This is a genomic window from Enterobacter sichuanensis, from assembly GCF_002939185.1.
GTDB classification, from domain to species: Bacteria; Pseudomonadota; Gammaproteobacteria; order Enterobacterales; family Enterobacteriaceae; genus Enterobacter; species Enterobacter sichuanensis.
In genome coordinates, this window is the sequence record NZ_POVL01000013.1 from 1 (window position 1) to 17,205 (window position 17,205).

Genomic DNA, 17,205 nt, shown 5'->3' on the forward strand with positions numbered 1-17,205 from the left:
ATATCTCTCGCTATCATCATTAACTTTATTTATTACCGTCATTCAGTTTTGAATGTCTGTTTATCCCTAATTCAACCGGATGCTTCGCATTCGGTTTTTTTTTACCTTTCTTTACGTAACCTTTCTTTTTTTGTGCTACCGCCGCGTAATTGTAACGACTATTAACTAAACGTCCGCCGGATCGCTGTCGAAAGCCCGTAATTGTCGAAAAACTTAATTTCTTGTTAATTCGTGCTATTTGCCGACTGGTGATGCGCCATATTTGTACGACTCTGACGACTTTGTACATGTCTGGAGCCCGTCTGGCGACGATATTGTCCGTTGAAAAAGTCGCCTGTTCCAGGACAGTGGCGCTGGAAATTCAGTTATTACCCTTTATACTGCCCTATCGCCACAGAGCACGACCATAACGGGTTAAAGATATCAATGAGTCAGACTGAAACTACCGCCCCGAGCAAATTCTCCCTCCTTCCCGGGAGCATCACCCGTTTCTTTCTTCTTTTGATCGTTGTGCTGTTAGTCACAATGGGCGTTATGGTCCAGAGCGCGGTGAACGCCTGGCTGAAGGATAAGAGCTATCAGGTCGTTGATATCACCCACGCCGTACACAAGCGCATTGATACCTGGCGCTACGCCACCTGGCAGATTTACGACAACATCGCGGCAGCACCGGCCTCGTCATCCGGCGACGGACTTCAGGAGACGCGGCTTAAGCAGGATGTCTATTATCTTGAGAAACCGCAGCGTAAGACCGAAGCGCTTATTTTTGGCTCTCACGACAGCGCCACACTTGAGATGACGCAGCGAATTTCAACCTATCTGGATACCCTCTGGGGCGCCGAGACGGTGCCGTGGTCGATGTACTACCTGAACGGTCAGGACAACAGCATGATCCTGATTTCGACCCTGCCGTTAAAAGATCTCTCGTCCGGGTTTAAAGAGACAACCGTGGGCAGCATTGTTGATTCCCGCCGCGCTGAGATGCTGCAGCAGGCGAACGCCCTCGATGAACGGGAAAGCTTCTCGTCCCTGCGTCGGCTGGCCTGGCAAAATGGCCACTATTTTACCCTGCGTACCACCTTTAACCAGCCGGGGCATCTGGCAACGGTCGTGGCCTTCGATTTACCGATTAATGATTTAATCCCGCCGGACATGCCGCTCGACAGCTTCCGTCTGGAGCCAGACAACAGTACCCAGAATATGCGTTCGGCACCTGATAAAGAGGCCGCAGAGAGCGTATCGATCTCCTTTAATGGCTCGAAAATAGAGATTGCCTCGTCGCTGAACTCGACCGGCATGCGTCTGGTGTGGCAGGTGCCGTTTGGCACCCTGCTGCTTGATACCCTGCAAAATATCCTCTTGCCTCTGCTGCTGAATATTGGCCTGCTGGCGCTGGCCCTGTTTGGCTACAGCACGTTTCGTTTCCATCCAGGGCGCCAGAGCGACGCTTCTGCGGTTCCGGCCGGAACCAGCAATGAGCTGCGCGTACTCCGCGCGCTGAATGAAGAGATTATTTCCGTACTGCCGCTTGGGGTGCTCGTTCATGATCAGGAGGCGAACCGTACGGTGATGAGCAATAAAATTGCCGATCATCTGCTGCCGCATCTTAATCTGCAGAACATCACCACCATGGCGGATCAGCATCAGGGCGTCATTCAGGCCACCATAAATAATGAACTGTACGAGATCCGTCAGTTCCGCAGCCAGGTCGCCTCCCGCACGCAGATCTTCATCATCCGCGATCAGGACAGGGAAGTGCTGGTGAATAAAAAGCTCAAGCAGGCGCAAAGGCTGTATGAGAAAAACCAGCAGGGACGTGCCGCCTTTATGCAAAACATCGGCGATGCCTTCAAGCAGCCGTTAAGGGCGCTGGCAAGCCAGGCGGCGGCGTTGAACACGTCTGAAAGTCATCAGCTTGCCTGCCAGGCCGACTCGCTGGTGCGTATGGTCGATGAGATCCAGCTGGCGAACATGCTGGAGAATGATTTCTGGAAGGGAACGCCAACCCTCTTCTCCATCCAGGATCTGATCGATGAAGTGGTTCCGGAAGTTCTGCCCGTGATTAAGCGGAAAGGGCTGCAGCTGCTGATCAATAACCATTTGTCCGCGAATGACGAACGCCATGGCGATCGAGAAGCGCTGCGTCGCATTCTGTTGATGATAATTCAATATGCCGTCACCACCACGCAGATCGGCAAGATCACCCTGGAAGTGAATACAGACGAGTCGGCTGAGGATCGCCTGACGTTCCGCATTCTGGACACCGGGGAAGGTGTCACAACAAGTGAAATTGATAATCTCCACTTCCCGTTCCTGAATGACACACAAAGCGATCGCTACGGCAAGGCCAATGCCCTGACCTTCTGGCTGTGCGACCAGCTGGCACGTAAGCTTGGCGGCCACCTGAATATTAAAGCCCGCGAATCCCTCGGCACCCGTTATTCTCTGCACGTGAAAATGGCCGCCAATCCGCAGGAAGAAGACGAAGAACGTCTGCTGGATGATGTCGTGGTGATGGTTGATGTGACCTCAAATGAGATCCGCAATATAGTGGTTCGTCAGCTGGAAAACTGGGGTGCGGCCTGCATCACGCCGGATGAAAGACTTGCAAGTCAAGAATTTGATCTGTTTTTAACGGATAATCCGTCTAATCTTACTGCCTCAGGCTTGCTTTTAAGCGATGATGAGTCAGGCGTGCGAAAAATCGGCCCAGGCCAGTTGCGCGTCAACTTTAATATAAGCAATGCGATGCAGGAAGCTGTACTACAACTAATAGAAGAGCAACTGGCGCAGGAAGAGATAGCGGAATCACCGTTAGGCGGCAATGAAAATGCCGAGCTTCACGCCAGCGGATACTATTCACTCTTTGTTGATACAGTACCAGATGATGTTAAGCGGTTGTATACTGAGTCCGCTGCGAATGATTTTGCAGCGCTGGCACAGACAGCACACCGGCTTAAAGGGGTGTTTGCCATGCTTAATCTGGTTCCCGGCAAGCAGTTATGTGAAACGCTGGAACATCTAATTCGTGAGAAAGATGCCTCTGGCATTGAAAAATACATCAGCGACATTGACGCCTACGTCAAAAGCTTGCTGTAGCAAGGTAGCCTAATACATGAACAATATGAACGTAATTATTGCCGATGACCATCCGATTGTACTGTTCGGTATTCGCAAATCACTTGAACAGATCGAGTGGGTGAATGTAGTCGGTGAATTTGAAGACTCTACAGCACTGATCAATAACCTCCCAAAGCTTGATGCACACGTGCTCATTACCGATCTCTCCATGCCCGGAGACAAGTACGGTGATGGCATCACGCTCATCAAATATATTAAGCGTCACTTCCCGGACATCTCGATCATCGTTCTGACCATGAACAACAACCCGGCGATCCTGAGCGCCGTGCTGGATCTGGATATCGAAGGGATTGTGCTGAAACAAGGCGCACCGACCGATCTGCCAAAAGCGCTCGCCGCGCTGCAGAAAGGCAAGAAGTTCACCCCTGAGAGCGTCTCTCGTCTGCTGGAAAAAATCAGCGCGGGCGGCTACGGTGACAAACGACTGTCGCCAAAAGAGAGCGAAGTTCTGCGCCTGTTTGCAGAAGGTTTCCTGGTGACCGAGATCGCCAAGAAACTGAACCGCAGTATTAAAACCATCAGCAGCCAAAAGAAATCAGCAATGATGAAACTGGGCGTGGACAATGATATTGCTCTGCTGAACTATCTCTCCTCCGTTACGCTGAGCGCAACGGACAAGGATTGATCCCCACTGTAAATGCCGGGTGGCGCTCGCGCTTACCCGGCCTACAGAACCCGTAGGCCCGCGCAAGCGCAGCGCCGCCGGGCAAATAAAAAAGGCCCTTACGGGCCTTTTTTATATTCTGGTTTTTCGTACCCGGTCTGCGTAAATCGACAGTGTCTGCTTCAGCACGTCCAGCGTCACCGGCTTCGACAGACAGCTGTCCATGCCTGACTCCAGACAGCGCTGCTTCTCCTCGGCCAGCGCATTCGCCGTGACGCCCACCACCGGCAACGTCAGGCCAAGCTGTCGGATGCGCTGCGTCAGGCGGTAGCCATCCATGTTCGGCATGTTGACGTCGCTAAGGACGATATCAATGTGATTTTTACTCAGCACATTCAGCGCATCCACGCCGTCATTCGCGGTTTTGCACTGGTAGCCAAGCGATCCGAGCTGGTCAGCCAGCAGGCGGCGGTTAATCGGATGGTCATCCACCACCAGAATCATCATATCGTCATTCACCGACGCCAGCGCCTCCGGTGAGGGCAACCCGCCCGCGCTGTCGCTCTCTTCCAGCTGTACCTTGTAGATCCGCGCCAGCAGGCTCAACAGCTCATGCGGCGTTGCGACACTGTGTACCCACTCCCCTGGCGCACGTTCAACCGGGATGCCAATGTGGCGACGACAGAACATCACCACGCCTCTTCCCTGCCACGGCTGTTCCAGCATCTCGTCGGTAATCAGCACATCGTCGACGTCCGGCGTCTGGCCTTCATAACCCGAGACCCGCACGCCACTGTGGGTCAGCAGTGCCGTCAGATAATCATTCAGCGAGGCATTGTGCACCGCGAGCCAGCAGCGCTTATCGCTGAGCCCGTCAACCGTCGCTTTCGCCGGATACTGCGCCGAATAGAGCGGAATACGGATGGTGAACTGGCTACCCATGCCGGGCTCGGTATCCACCGAGATATCGCCGTCCATCATGCTGACGAGTTTCTCACAAATCGCCAGCCCCAGTCCGGTGCCCTGGAAGTTACGCTGCACGCCGGTCCCCACCTGGAAGAACGGGTCAAACAGACGAACCACCTCCTTCGCCGGGATGCCCACCCCCGTGTCGCGCACGCGGATGCTCAGGTAATCCCCCGCCCGGCGGACGTGCAACACAATGCAGCCGATATCGGTGAATTTAATGGCGTTGCTGAGCAGGTTAGAGATAACCTGCTGCAGACGCATCGGATCGCCGTGCAGCGTCAGCGGTACATCCGGTTCGATAAAGCAGTAAAGCCCCAGCTGTTTACGCACCACCAGCGGCAGATAGTTGGCGCTGATATGGTTCATAACCTCGCGCGGTGAGAACTCCCGCGGTTCGATTTTTAGCTGCTCAGATTCAATTTTAGAGAAGTCGAGAATATCGCTAATGATTTTCAGCAGCAGACTGGAGGAGTTGTTCATCGCCGTCACCAGCCTGTCGACCCCTTTCGGCAGCTCTTTCGTCTGCAGCAGATCGAGGTTACCGATAATCCCGTACAGCGGCGTGCGCAGCTCGTGGCTGACCGTCGCAAGGAACATCGATTTCGACTGGCTGGCCTGCTCGGCAGCCTGGGCCATCTCCTGCAACGACTCTTCCATCTTCACGCGGGCGGAGACATCCACCAGCACGCAAATCGCCACGTTTTCATTGCGATAGCGGGAATGGACAAAGCTGATCTGCAGGTTGGTATGGGTACTGGTGAGCACGTCGACAAAGTTAACCTGCTGACCGCAGATAATCTGCGTCAACCGCTGCCGGTCCTCATGTGTCAGCATATTCAGGTAGTTATGCGCCAGCTCGTTACTCAGAATATTTGTCCCGTCCTGGGTACGCAGAATGCAGATCCCCACCGGGGCAGAGGCAACAATCTTACGGTTAAACTGCTCGTGCTCCTCCAGTCGCTGGGCGTCGCTTTCGGCGGGAATAAAGATCTTTCGCTCATACATGCGTGCCAGGGTAAACAGCGCGCCACCCGCCAGCAGGTTCAGCAGAATGGCATTCATGATAAGAATGCGTATCCGCTCGAGCACCATGTCCACCGGCAGCGAATAGACAATACTCAGCGAAGAAGGCGGCAGACTTTTCTTCAGCACCAGCTCGCGGAAGCCTGAGGTATAACCAAACCATGACCGCTCCTGCATCCATTGCGGTTCAACGTTTAAACGGTTATCGGGTCCGGCAAGGGAGATCAGCTGATGACCGTTTTCATCCAGAATGGTCACCCCCATGGGCAGGCTACCCGGGGTAAAGAAGTTTTCCATGCGAATGGTCTGCTCAATCCCCAGCAGTGCCTGCAGGCGATTGCCGAGATAGACCGGGGTCAGGGCGTAGAAATAGCCCACGCCCGTACGCGGGCCCTGGCTAACCCAGAAGATGTTATTCCCGCGCTCGTCCTGCGGCGCATTGCGATATTTCACGATGCGTTCATGCAGGCTTTTCAGCGCATCATCACGCTCAACGGGCACATCGCGCAGACCAAAATCCGCCATGCAGAGATTTTCACTGCCAATCAGGAATACGCGGTTCAGGTCATAGGCGGCGGAGAAATTATCACGCCAGTAACGCATGAACCAGGCAAGTGATTCCAGCGACCCGCGCCAGGTGTTGCTCAGCGTGGAACAATCGGAATCCGGAAACAGGGGCTGGAAGTCCGGGACTTCGGTTTTATCACTCCGGCCGCGAAGCGCAAGAATACCGTTTTCCGCCGTGAGGCGATTTTCGGCAATATACTTCAGCTCCTTCATCACGTCAGACGTTCGCTGAATGTAGCGCTGGGCCTGGTCGGAGCTTAAATTAAACTCCTGGCGGATCTCCGCTTCTTTCTGGTGCAGCGCGTTAACGATGTAAAACACCGAGAACAGGGCCACCAGCAGCCAAAGCAGGAGCGCCAGCGCCCGAAACAGATAGCGAGAAACTTTCAGCGTAGTACGAAAGGAGACGAGGTATTTCAAAGGGGCGAGGCTCCGCCGTCGGGGTCAAAAGAATGTGGTTAAGGTAGCGGTAAACGCGCCAGGTCGCAACGTTGACTTATCTGCTTGTGCAAAAGAAAAGGGCCGGAATCCGGCCCTTTTTTGCATCAGGAGACATTACTCGTCAGCGTCGTCCGCTGCATCATCATCGGTGTCGGCTTCCGGCGCGATATCATCATCACCTTCCGCGACGCTACCGTCGATGGAGTCGAGCTCTTCGTCATCCACTGGTTCAGCAACGCGCTGCAGACCTACCACGTTTTCATCTTCCGCAGTGCGGATGAGGATCACACCCTGGGTGTTACGACCCACGACGCTGATCTCAGAAACGCGAGTACGCACCAGCGTACCGGCATCGGTGATCATCATGATCTGATCCGCGTCGTCTACCTGCACCGCGCCAACAACGGAACCGTTGCGCTCGGTCACCTTGATAGAGATAACGCCCTGCGTGCCGCGAGACTTGGTTGGGTATTCCCCTTCCGCCGTACGTTTACCGTAACCATTCTGCGTGACGGTCAGGATGGCTCCTTCACCGCGCGGAATGATCAGCGAAACGACGCTGTCTTCGCCCGCCAGCTTGATACCGCGAACGCCCGTCGCGGTACGGCCCATTGCGCGAACGGCGTCTTCTTTGAAGCGCACCACTTTACCGGCGGCTGAGAAGAGCATGACTTCATCGGAGCCCGAGGTCAGATCGACGCCAATCAGCTCGTCGCCTTCGTTCAGGTTCACCGCGATGATACCGGCAGAGCGTGGACGGCTGAATTCGGTCAGCGCGGTTTTCTTCACGGTACCGCTGGCGGTCGCCATAAAGACGTTCACACCCTCTTCGTACTCGCGTACCGGCAGAATGGCGGTGATACGTTCGTTCGCTTCCAGCGGCAGCAGGTTTACGATTGGACGACCACGTGCGCCACGGCTCGCTTCCGGCAACTGATAGACTTTCATCCAGTACAGACGACCCCGGCTGGAGAAGCAGAGGATCGTGTCATGGGTGTTCGCCACCAGCAGACGGTCAATAAAGTCTTCTTCTTTAATACGTGCCGCAGATTTGCCCTTGCCGCCACGACGCTGTGCTTCGTAGTCGGTCAACGGCTGATACTTCACGTAGCCCTGGTGAGACAGGGTCACAACAACGTCTTCCTGGTTGATCAGGTCTTCGATGTTGATGTCCGCGCTGTTGGCGGTGATTTCGGTGCGACGCTCATCGCCGAACTGATCGCGGACCAGCTCCAGCTCTTCACGGATCACTTCCATCAGGCGCTCTGCGCTGCCCAGGATGTGCAGCAGCTCGGCAATCTGCTCCAGCAGCTCTTTATATTCGTCGAGCAGTTTTTCATGCTCAAGGCCAGTCAGTTTCTGCAGACGCAGATCCAGAATCGCCTGGGCCTGCTGTTCAGTCAGGTAGTACTGACCGTCACGCACGCCAAACTCAGGCTCCAGCCACTCAGGACGCGCCGCGTCATCACCCGCACGCTCCAGCATCGCCGCAACGTTGCCCAGATCCCAGGGACGGGAAATCAGCGCGGTTTTCGCTTCCGCCGGGGTTGGCGCGCGACGGATCAGCTCGATGATCGGGTCGATGTTGGCCAGCGCAACCGCCAGCGCTTCAAGAATGTGGGCACGGTCACGCGCTTTGCGCAGTTCAAAGATGGTACGGCGGGTCACCACTTCACGACGGTGACGCACGAACGCGCTCAGGATCTCTTTCAGGTTCATGATCTTCGGCTGACCATGGTGCAGTGCAACCATGTTGATACCGAAGGAGACCTGAAGCTGAGTCTGGGAGTACAGATTGTTCAGCACAACCTCACCCACCGCGTCGCGTTTAATTTCAATCACGATGCGCATCCCGTCTTTATCAGACTCGTCACGCAGCGCGCTGATGCCTTCAACGCGTTTTTCTTTTACCAGCTCGGCGATTTTCTCTATCAGTCGCGCTTTGTTCACCTGATACGGGATCTCGTGAACAATGATGGTTTCGCGGCCGGTTTTGGCGTCCGCTTCCACTTCAGCGCGGGCACGGATGTAGATCTTGCCGCGACCGGTACGGTACGCTTCTTCGATACCGCGACGACCGTTGATGATCGCCGCCGTCGGGAAGTCCGGGCCCGGGATGTGTTCCATCAGCCCTTCAATGCTGATGTCTTCATCGTCGATATAGGCCAGGCAGCCGTTGATCACTTCCGTGATGTTGTGCGGCGGAATGTTGGTTGCCATACCTACGGCGATACCAGACGAACCGTTGACCAGCAGGTTAGGGATTTTCGTTGGCATAACGTCAGGAATTTTTTCCGTGCCGTCGTAGTTATCAACGAAATCAACCGTCTCTTTTTCCAGGTCGGCCATCAGCTCATGGGCAATCTTCGCCAGACGGATTTCCGTATAACGCATTGCCGCGGCGGAGTCGCCGTCGATAGAACCAAAGTTACCCTGACCATCTACCAGCATGTAACGCAGCGAGAATGGCTGCGCCATACGGACGATAGTGTCGTACACCGCGGAATCACCATGGGGATGGTATTTACCGATTACGTCACCAACGACACGGGCAGATTTTTTGTAGGCTTTATTCCAGTCATTGCCCAATACGTTCATGGCGTATAGTACGCGACGGTGTACCGGCTTCAGGCCATCGCGGACGTCCGGCAGCGCACGGCCAACAATGACCGACATCGCATAGTCCAGATAGGAGCTCTTCAGCTCTTCCTCGATGTTAACCGGTGTAATTTCTCTCGCAAGGTCGCTCATCTAACCGCTATCCCTCTACTGTATCCCGGATTCAAAGGTCGCAAATTATAACACAGCCGAGGTGATACAGGTAAACCTATACGCTTTATTCACCGGGATTGCCTGATATACTCATTCGTCTTGCTAAATAAGGAGTAAAAGCGCCCATGAATGCCGAAAAATCCCCGGTGGCTCACAACGTTGACCACGAAGAGATTGCCAAATTTGAAGCGGTGGCCTCCCGCTGGTGGGATCTCGAAGGTGAGTTCAAACCGCTGCATCGCATTAATCCGCTGCGTCTGGGCTATATCGCGGAGCGTTCCGGCGGTCTGTTCGGTAAGAAAGTGCTTGATGTCGGCTGCGGCGGCGGTATCCTGGCTGAGAGCATGGCGCGCGAAGGGGCGAACGTCACGGGTCTGGATATGGGCTTCGAGCCGTTGCAGGTTGCCCGTCTGCATGCCCTGGAGTCGGGTATTCAGGTTGAGTATGTGCAGGAAATCGTCGAGGAACACGCGGCGAAACATGCCCATCAGTACGATGTGGTGACCTGCATGGAGATGCTGGAGCACGTTCCCGATCCGCAGTCCGTGGTGCACGCCTGTGCAAAACTGGTGAAACCGGGCGGCCAGGTCTTCTTCTCGACCATCAACCGTAATGGTAAAGCCTGGCTGATGGCCGTCGTCGGTGCGGAGTATGTGCTGCGCATGGTGCCGAAAGGGACGCACGACGCGAAGAAATTCATCAAGCCTGCGGAGTTGTTAAGCTGGGTTGACCAGACGTGGCTCAAAGAGCAGCACATTACCGGCCTGCACTACAATCCGCTGACCAATAAATTCAAACTCGCACCGGGCGTTGATGTTAACTATATGTTGCACACGACCGCCAAAAACGACTAACGTCATTCGTTATTCTTATAAAGATTGCGCGACATCATGTTGCGCAATTCTGACCACCCGTCGAAGAAATCAGCACTCGATCAAATTTTGAATTTTTTTTCTTAATTATTGACATCTCTTCCAGGCCTTACAGCATGAGGACTTAGCCTTTTTTACCCTTTCACAACCTCAATTTAACGTCAAAATCAACCCTTGTGCTGAAAAGAATCCTTACTAGAATACTCACCATATAGCGTTTTTCTTATCGCAAACCCCCTATATGTAGTATTTATCCACAGAGTTAGTCACAAGACGGTTCTGTGGATAAGCGGGGGATATTTTTTATTTCACGGACAGGTAAACCCCACATGAATCAGAGTCTGCTGGTGACAAAGCGCGACGGTACTACCGAGCGTATCAATCTGGACAAAATCCATCGAGTTCTCGACTGGGCAGCAGAAGGACTGAACAACGTATCTATCTCCCAGGTTGAACTGCGTTCTCACATCCAGTTCTACGACGGCATCAAAACATCTGATATCCACGAAACCATCATCAAAGCGGCGGCAGACCTGATCTCCCGCGAAGCACCGGATTATCAGTACCTTGCGGCACGTCTGGCCATTTTCCACCTGCGTAAAAAAGCCTACGGCCAGTTTGAGCCGCCGAAGCTGTACGACCACGTGGTGAAAATGGTTGAGCTGGGCAAATACGACACGCATCTGCTGGAAGACTATACGGAAGAAGAGTTCGAGCAGATGAACGGGTTTATCGATCACTGGCGCGATATGAACTTCTCCTATGCGGCAGTGAAGCAGCTCGAAGGCAAATACCTGGTTCAGAACCGTGTAACCGGTGAGATCTACGAAAGCGCCCAGTTCCTCTATATTCTGGTGGCCGCCTGCCTGTTCTCCAACTATCCGCGTGAAACCCGTCTGGACTACGTAAAGCGTTTCTACGATGCGGTTTCTACGTTCAAGATTTCTCTGCCTACGCCAATCATGTCTGGCGTGCGTACTCCAACCCGTCAGTTCAGCTCCTGCGTACTGATCGAGTGCGGTGACAGCCTGGATTCCATCAACGCCACCTCCAGCGCCATTGTGAAATACGTTTCCCAGCGTGCCGGTATCGGTATCAACGCCGGTCGCATTCGTGCGCTGGGCAGCCCGATTCGCGGCGGTGAAGCGTTCCACACCGGCTGTATCCCGTTCTACAAACACTTCCAGACGGCCGTGAAATCCTGCTCTCAGGGCGGCGTGCGCGGTGGTGCAGCGACCCTGTTCTACCCAATGTGGCACCTGGAAGTGGAAAGCCTGCTGGTCCTGAAAAACAACCGCGGCGTGGAAGGCAACCGCGTGCGTCACATGGACTACGGCGTACAGATCAACAAGCTGATGTATACCCGTCTGCTGAAAGGCGAAGATATCACCCTGTTCAGCCCGTCTGACGTCCCGGGCCTGTATGACGCGTTCTTCGCCGATCAGGACGAGTTCGAGCGTCTGTATACCAAATACGAAAAAGACGACAGCATCCGTAAACAGCGCGTGAAAGCGGTCGACCTGTTCTCCCTGATGATGCAGGAACGTGCCTCTACCGGTCGTATCTACATCCAGAACGTTGACCACTGCAACACCCACAGCCCGTTTGACCCGGTAGTTGCCCCAGTGCGCCAGTCTAACCTGTGCCTGGAGATCGCCCTGCCGACCAAACCGCTGGAAGACGTGAACGACGAAAACGGTGAAATTGCGCTGTGTACGCTGTCCGCGTTCAACCTGGGTGCGATTAAGAGCCTGGACGAGCTGGAAGAGCTGGCTGTGCTGGCCGTCCGCGCCCTCGACGCCCTGCTGGACTACCAGGATTACCCAATCCCGGCCGCCAAACGCGGTGCGATGGGCCGTCGTACCCTGGGTATCGGCGTGATCAACTTCGCCTACTGGCTGGCGAAAAACGGCAAGCGTTACTCTGACGGCAGCGCCAACAACCTGACCCACCAGACGTTTGAAGCCATTCAGTACTATCTGATGAAAGCCTCTAACGAGCTGGCGAAAGAGCAAGGCGCGTGCCCGTGGTTCAACGAAACCACCTATGCGAAAGGCATTCTGCCTATCGACACCTATAAGAAAGACCTGGATGCGATTGTCAGCGAGCCGCTGCATCTCGACTGGGAAGGCCTGCGCGAGTCCATCAAGACCTACGGCCTGCGTAACTCCACGCTCTCTGCCCTGATGCCGTCCGAGACCTCTTCGCAGATCTCCAACGCCACCAACGGTATTGAGCCACCGCGCGGCCACGTTAGCATCAAAGCCTCGAAAGACGGCGTGCTGCGTCAGGTGGTGCCGGATTACGAGACACTGGGTGACAACTACGAGCTGCTGTGGGAAATGCCTAACAACGACGGCTACCTGCAGCTGGTGGGTATCATGCAGAAATTTATCGACCAGTCGATCTCTGCCAATACCAACTACGACCCGACGCGCTTCCCGTCTGGCAAGGTTCCGATGCAGCAGCTGCTGAAAGACCTGCTGACCGCCTACAAATTTGGCGTGAAAACCCTGTACTATCACAACACCCGTGATGGTGCGGAAGACGCGCAGGACGACCTGGTTCCGTCAATTCAGGACGATGGCTGCGAAAGCGGCGCATGTAAGATCTAAGCACTTTGCCGGGTGGCGCTACGCTTACCCGGCCTACGATTTTGGAGGCCCGGCAAACGCAGTGCCGCCGGGCAATAAAATCTCAACAGGACTCACCGCAATGGCATATACCACCTTTTCACAGACGAAAAACGACCAGCTCAAAGAGCCGATGTTCTTCGGCCAGCCGGTCAACGTGGCACGCTACGATCAGCAAAAATATGACATCTTCGAAAAGCTGATTGAAAAGCAACTCTCCTTCTTCTGGCGTCCGGAAGAAGTGGACGTTTCCCGCGACCGTATTGACTACCAGTCGTTGCCGGATCACGAAAAACATATCTTCATCAGCAACCTGAAATACCAGACGCTGCTGGACTCCATTCAGGGACGTAGCCCGAACGTGGCGCTGCTGCCGCTGATCTCCATTCCTGAGCTGGAAACCTGGGTAGAAACCTGGGCGTTCTCCGAGACGATCCACTCCCGCTCTTACACCCATATCATCCGCAACATCGTCAACGATCCGGCGGTGGTATTTGACGATATCGTCACCAATGAGCAGATCCAGAAGCGCGCGGAAGGCATTGCCCATTACTACGACGAGCTGATTGAGATGACCAGCTACTGGCATCTGCTGGGCGAAGGCACTCACCATGTGAACGGTAAAACCATCACCGTGAACCTGCGTGCGCTGAAAAAGCAGCTGTATCTGTGTCTGATGAGCGTCAACGCGCTGGAAGCGATCCGCTTCTACGTGAGCTTTGCCTGCTCCTTCGCCTTTGCCGAGCGCAAGCTGATGGAAGGTAACGCCAAAATCATCCGTCTGATCGCCCGTGACGAAGCCCTGCACCTGACCGGTACCCAGCACATGCTGAATCTGCTGCGCAGCGGTTCGGACGACCCGGAGATGGCGCAAATTGCCGAAGAGTGCAAACAGGAGTGCTATGACCTGTTCGTGCTGGCGGCCCAGCAGGAGAAAGAGTGGGCAGACTATCTGTTCCGCGACGGCTCCATGATTGGCCTGAACAAAGATATTCTGTGCCAGTACGTTGAGTACATTACCAACATCCGTATGCAGGCGGTTGGTCTCGACCTGCCGTTCCAGACGCGCTCTAACCCTATCCCGTGGATCAACACCTGGCTGGTGTCCGATAACGTGCAGGTGGCGCCACAGGAAGTGGAAGTCAGTTCTTACCTGGTCGGTCAGATTGATTCTGAAGTGAACACTGACGACCTGAGCGACTTCCAGCTCTGATGACGCGCGTCACGCTGAGCCTTTCGGGCACCGAAGTGCTGTGCCAGGAAGAGCACCCTTCCCTGCTGGTGGCGCTTGAAGCGCATCAGGTGGAGGTGGAGTACCAGTGTCGTGAAGGTTATTGCGGCTCCTGCCGCTGCCGCCTGGTCGCAGGCCAGGTGGACTGGCTGACCGAACCGCTGGCCTTTATCAACGAAGGGGAAATTTTGCCCTGCTGCTGCCGGGCAAAAGGCGATATAGAAATCGAGATGTGATTGTGTCGGGTGACGCTTCGCTTACCCGACCTACAAAACCGCAGTTCGTAGGCCGGGTAAGGCGCAGCCGCCACCCGGCAATTTCAGCGTTTATCCTTCAAAAAACTCACCGCTTTATCCGGGAAATCCGTAAACAGTCCGTCCACGCCCGCCTGGTTGTACAACACTTCATAAAGCTGATTCACGTCCGTGGCATACGGCGGCAGCTGGTCTGCGCGCACCGTGTACGGATGGACCTGCATCTTGCTGGCATGGGCCTCTTTCACCATTGCCGTCAGCTTCACGTGGCCCGGTGTAGAGCCCTCTGCCACCAGCATGTGGTAATCCGGCCCGATACCGTCGGCGTACTGCGCAATCTGCTTCATCGCGCCCGGCTTAAACATCCAGTCGTAGTTGTAGTTTACCCACTTGCCGTCCGGCTGCTTCTCCTGGGTTTCATTCCAGTCGGTGTAGGCAATCAGCTGCACCAGATTGAGATCCATCCCCATCTTCGGCTCCAGCTCGGTTTTGATGCGCTTGAGCTCAGCGGCGTCAAAACACTGCAGATAAACCTTGTCCTTCTTGCTGGTGTAGCCGTACTGCTTCAGCACTTCCAGCGTTTTCGCGGCAATGTCTTTCCCTTCCTGGTGGTGGAACCACGGCGCCTTGATTTCCGGGTAGATGCCGATATTTTTCCCGGTTGAGTGGTTCAGCCCCTGAACAAACTCAATCTCGTCCTGGAAGGTATGGATCCGGAAGTCAGATTTGCCCATCGGGAAACGCCCCGGATAAACCTGCTTCTTCTTGCCATTTTCAATCTCGAAGCCTTCCGTGAACTTCAGCGAGCGGATTTCTGCCAGCGTAAAGTCAATGGCGTAGTAGCGGCCATCTTTGCGGGCGCGGTCCGGGAAACGCTCCGCCACGTCCGTCACGCGGTCAAGGTAGTGATCGTGCAGGACAACCAGCTGGTCATCCTTCGTCATCACCAGATCCTGCTCCAGATAATCCGCGCCCTGCGCATAGGCCATCGCTTTTGCCGGCAGCGTATGCTCCGGCAAATAGCCGCTCGCACCGCGGTGGGCGATGACGATTTTATCTGCCGCCAGCGCGGACCCGGTCATCAGGCCCGCCAGCAGCAGGCCCGTCGCTAACTGTGTTAATTTCATAACAATGCTCCTTATTGACGACGTGCCAGCACTTCCGCGTGGTGACGTTTTTCACCGATCATCACAACAACCAGCAGCAGGACCGCCAGCACGCTGCCGCCAATCATCACCATAAAGCCGCCGTCCCAGCCGAAGAAGTCAACGGTGTAGCCGACAATGGCGCTCGCCGCGACCGAACCGCCCAGATAGCCAAACAGACCGGTAAAGCCCGCCGCCGTGCCTGCCGCTTTTTTCGGTGCCAGCTCCAGAGCGTGCAGACCAATCAGCATTACCGGACCGTAAATCAGGAAGCCGATGACGATCATACAGGCCATATCAACTGATGGGTTGCCCGGCGGGTTGAGCCAGTAGACCACGGTGGCGATGGTGACCAGAGTCATAAAGAAGACGCCCGTCGCACCGCGGTTGCCTTTAAACACTTTGTCCGACATCCAGCCGCAAATCAGGGTGCCCGGGATCCCCGCATATTCATACAGGAAGTAGGCCCAGGAGGATTTATCCAGCGCGAAGTGCTTCACCTCTTTCAGGTAAGTCGGCGACCAGTCGAGAATGCCGTAGCGCAGCAGATAAACGAACACGTTGGCGACCGCGATATACCACAGCAGCTTGTTAGGCAGCACGTACTTCATGAAGATCTGCTTTGCCGTCAGCTCTTCTTCGTGCTTCTCGCTGTAATCGTCCGGGTAGTCGTTTTTGTACTCCTCAATCGGCGGCAGGCCGCAGGACTGCGGCGTGTCACGCATCAGGGCGAAGGCAATAATCGCCACCAGAATGGCGCCAAAGGCCGGCATGTAGAGCGCCGCATGCCAGTCGTTAAACCAGGCCATCCCCAGCAGGAACAGCAGAGGCGGAATGCCGCCCCCCACGTTATGCGCACAGTTCCATACCGACACGATGCCGCCACGCTCTTTCTGCGACCACCAGTGCACCATGGTACGTCCGCATGGCGGCCATCCCATCCCCTGGAACCAGCCGCAGAGGAACAGCAGCACGAACATGATGGCAATGCTGGAGGTTGCCCACGGCACAAAGCCCATAAACAGCATGACCGCGGCCGCGAGGATCAGACCCGCCGGCAGGAACACGCGCGGATTCGAGCGATCCGAGACGGACCCCATGATGAATTTGGAAAAACCGTAGGCGATGGAGATCCCCGACAGCGCGAACCCCAGATCGCCGCGCGAAAAGCCCTGCTCCACCAGATACGGCATAGCAAGCGCGAAGTTTTTGCGCACAAGGTAATACGCCGCGTACCCGAAGAAGATCCCGAGGAAAATTTGCCAACGCAGACGGCGGTATAGCGGATCAATTTCTGCCTCTGGCAGACGCGCCCGATGCGGCGCAGGTTTGAAGATACTGAGCATGACAGCCTCCGTGGCCAGCTATTGAATTTACAGGGGTTTAACTGCCCCATACTCCAGAGAGGTCGCGATGTTAAGAAATCACGGTGATTGTTACTGTGAATCAACGCACAAATTGTTACAGAAATATGACAGGATGCGCAAAAAAAGCGCATGAAATCACGTTCCACTTTCGAATTTCGCTCGTTTGTGTTCGAAATCAAACAAACC

General features: G+C 55.0%; 10 protein-coding genes. 6 read left to right on the top strand and 4 right to left on the bottom strand.

All coding sequences use genetic code 11. The features are described 5' to 3' along the window. Positions 1-426: 426 nt before the first annotated feature. Both rcsD and rcsB read left to right on the top strand, forming a co-directional pair. Positions 427-3,099, top strand: a complete 2,673-nt coding sequence (gene rcsD, locus C5687_RS07995; RefSeq protein WP_025757208.1) for a phosphotransferase RcsD — start codon at positions 427-429, stop codon at positions 3,097-3,099. Between the two features lie 16 nt (positions 3,100-3,115). Further along, the gene (gene rcsB / locus C5687_RS08000) at positions 3,116-3,766 is read left to right on the top strand and encodes a response regulator transcription factor RcsB (protein ID WP_003859405.1); all 651 of its coding nucleotides are present in this window, start codon (positions 3,116-3,118) and stop codon (positions 3,764-3,766) included. Positions 3,767-3,877: 111 nt separating this feature from the next. Here rcsB and rcsC read toward each other — a convergent pair whose 3' ends face one another. Both rcsC and gyrA read right to left on the bottom strand, forming a co-directional pair. After that, the gene (rcsC, locus tag C5687_RS08005) at positions 3,878-6,724 is read right to left on the bottom strand and encodes a two-component system sensor histidine kinase RcsC (protein WP_025757207.1); all 2,847 of its coding nucleotides are present in this window, start codon (positions 6,722-6,724) and stop codon (positions 3,878-3,880) included. A gap of 135 nt (positions 6,725-6,859) precedes the next feature. Beyond that, positions 6,860-9,496, bottom strand: coding sequence for a DNA topoisomerase (ATP-hydrolyzing) subunit A (gene gyrA / locus C5687_RS08010; RefSeq protein WP_095441342.1), 2,637 nt, complete (start codon positions 9,494-9,496; stop codon positions 6,860-6,862). A 146-nt stretch (positions 9,497-9,642) separates the two neighbouring features. On the opposite strand from gyrA, the gene ubiG reads away from it, so the two are divergent. The 4 genes from ubiG to yfaE all read left to right on the top strand — a co-directional run bounded on the left by ubiG (position 9,643) and on the right by yfaE (position 14,489). Continuing rightward, entirely contained in the window at positions 9,643-10,371 is a 729-nt protein-coding gene (ubiG, locus tag C5687_RS08015) for a bifunctional 2-polyprenyl-6-hydroxyphenol methylase/3-demethylubiquinol 3-O-methyltransferase UbiG (protein ID WP_104556716.1), read from the top strand. A gap of 347 nt (positions 10,372-10,718) precedes the next feature. Beyond that, entirely contained in the window at positions 10,719-13,004 is a 2,286-nt protein-coding gene (nrdA, locus tag C5687_RS08020; RefSeq protein ID WP_025757204.1) for a class 1a ribonucleoside-diphosphate reductase subunit alpha, read from the top strand. A 100-nt stretch (positions 13,005-13,104) separates the two neighbouring features. Continuing rightward, positions 13,105-14,235, top strand: coding sequence for a class Ia ribonucleoside-diphosphate reductase subunit beta (gene nrdB, locus C5687_RS08025; RefSeq protein ID WP_045286072.1), 1,131 nt, complete (start codon positions 13,105-13,107; stop codon positions 14,233-14,235). Beyond that, a complete protein-coding gene (gene yfaE, locus C5687_RS08030) occupies positions 14,235-14,489 on the top strand; it encodes a class I ribonucleotide reductase maintenance protein YfaE (protein ID WP_025757202.1) in 255 nt (84 codons plus the stop codon). The genes nrdB and yfaE overlap by 1 nt, the downstream gene beginning before the upstream one ends. A gap of 83 nt (positions 14,490-14,572) precedes the next feature. On the opposite strand, the gene glpQ is transcribed toward yfaE, so the two are convergent. After that, entirely contained in the window at positions 14,573-15,634 is a 1,062-nt protein-coding gene (gene glpQ, locus C5687_RS08035) for a glycerophosphodiester phosphodiesterase (RefSeq protein WP_047959136.1), read from the bottom strand. Between the two features lie 11 nt (positions 15,635-15,645). Continuing rightward, the gene (gene glpT, locus C5687_RS08040) at positions 15,646-16,998 is read right to left on the bottom strand and encodes a glycerol-3-phosphate transporter (protein ID WP_025757200.1); all 1,353 of its coding nucleotides are present in this window, start codon (positions 16,996-16,998) and stop codon (positions 15,646-15,648) included. Positions 16,999-17,205: the final 207 nt, after the last annotated feature.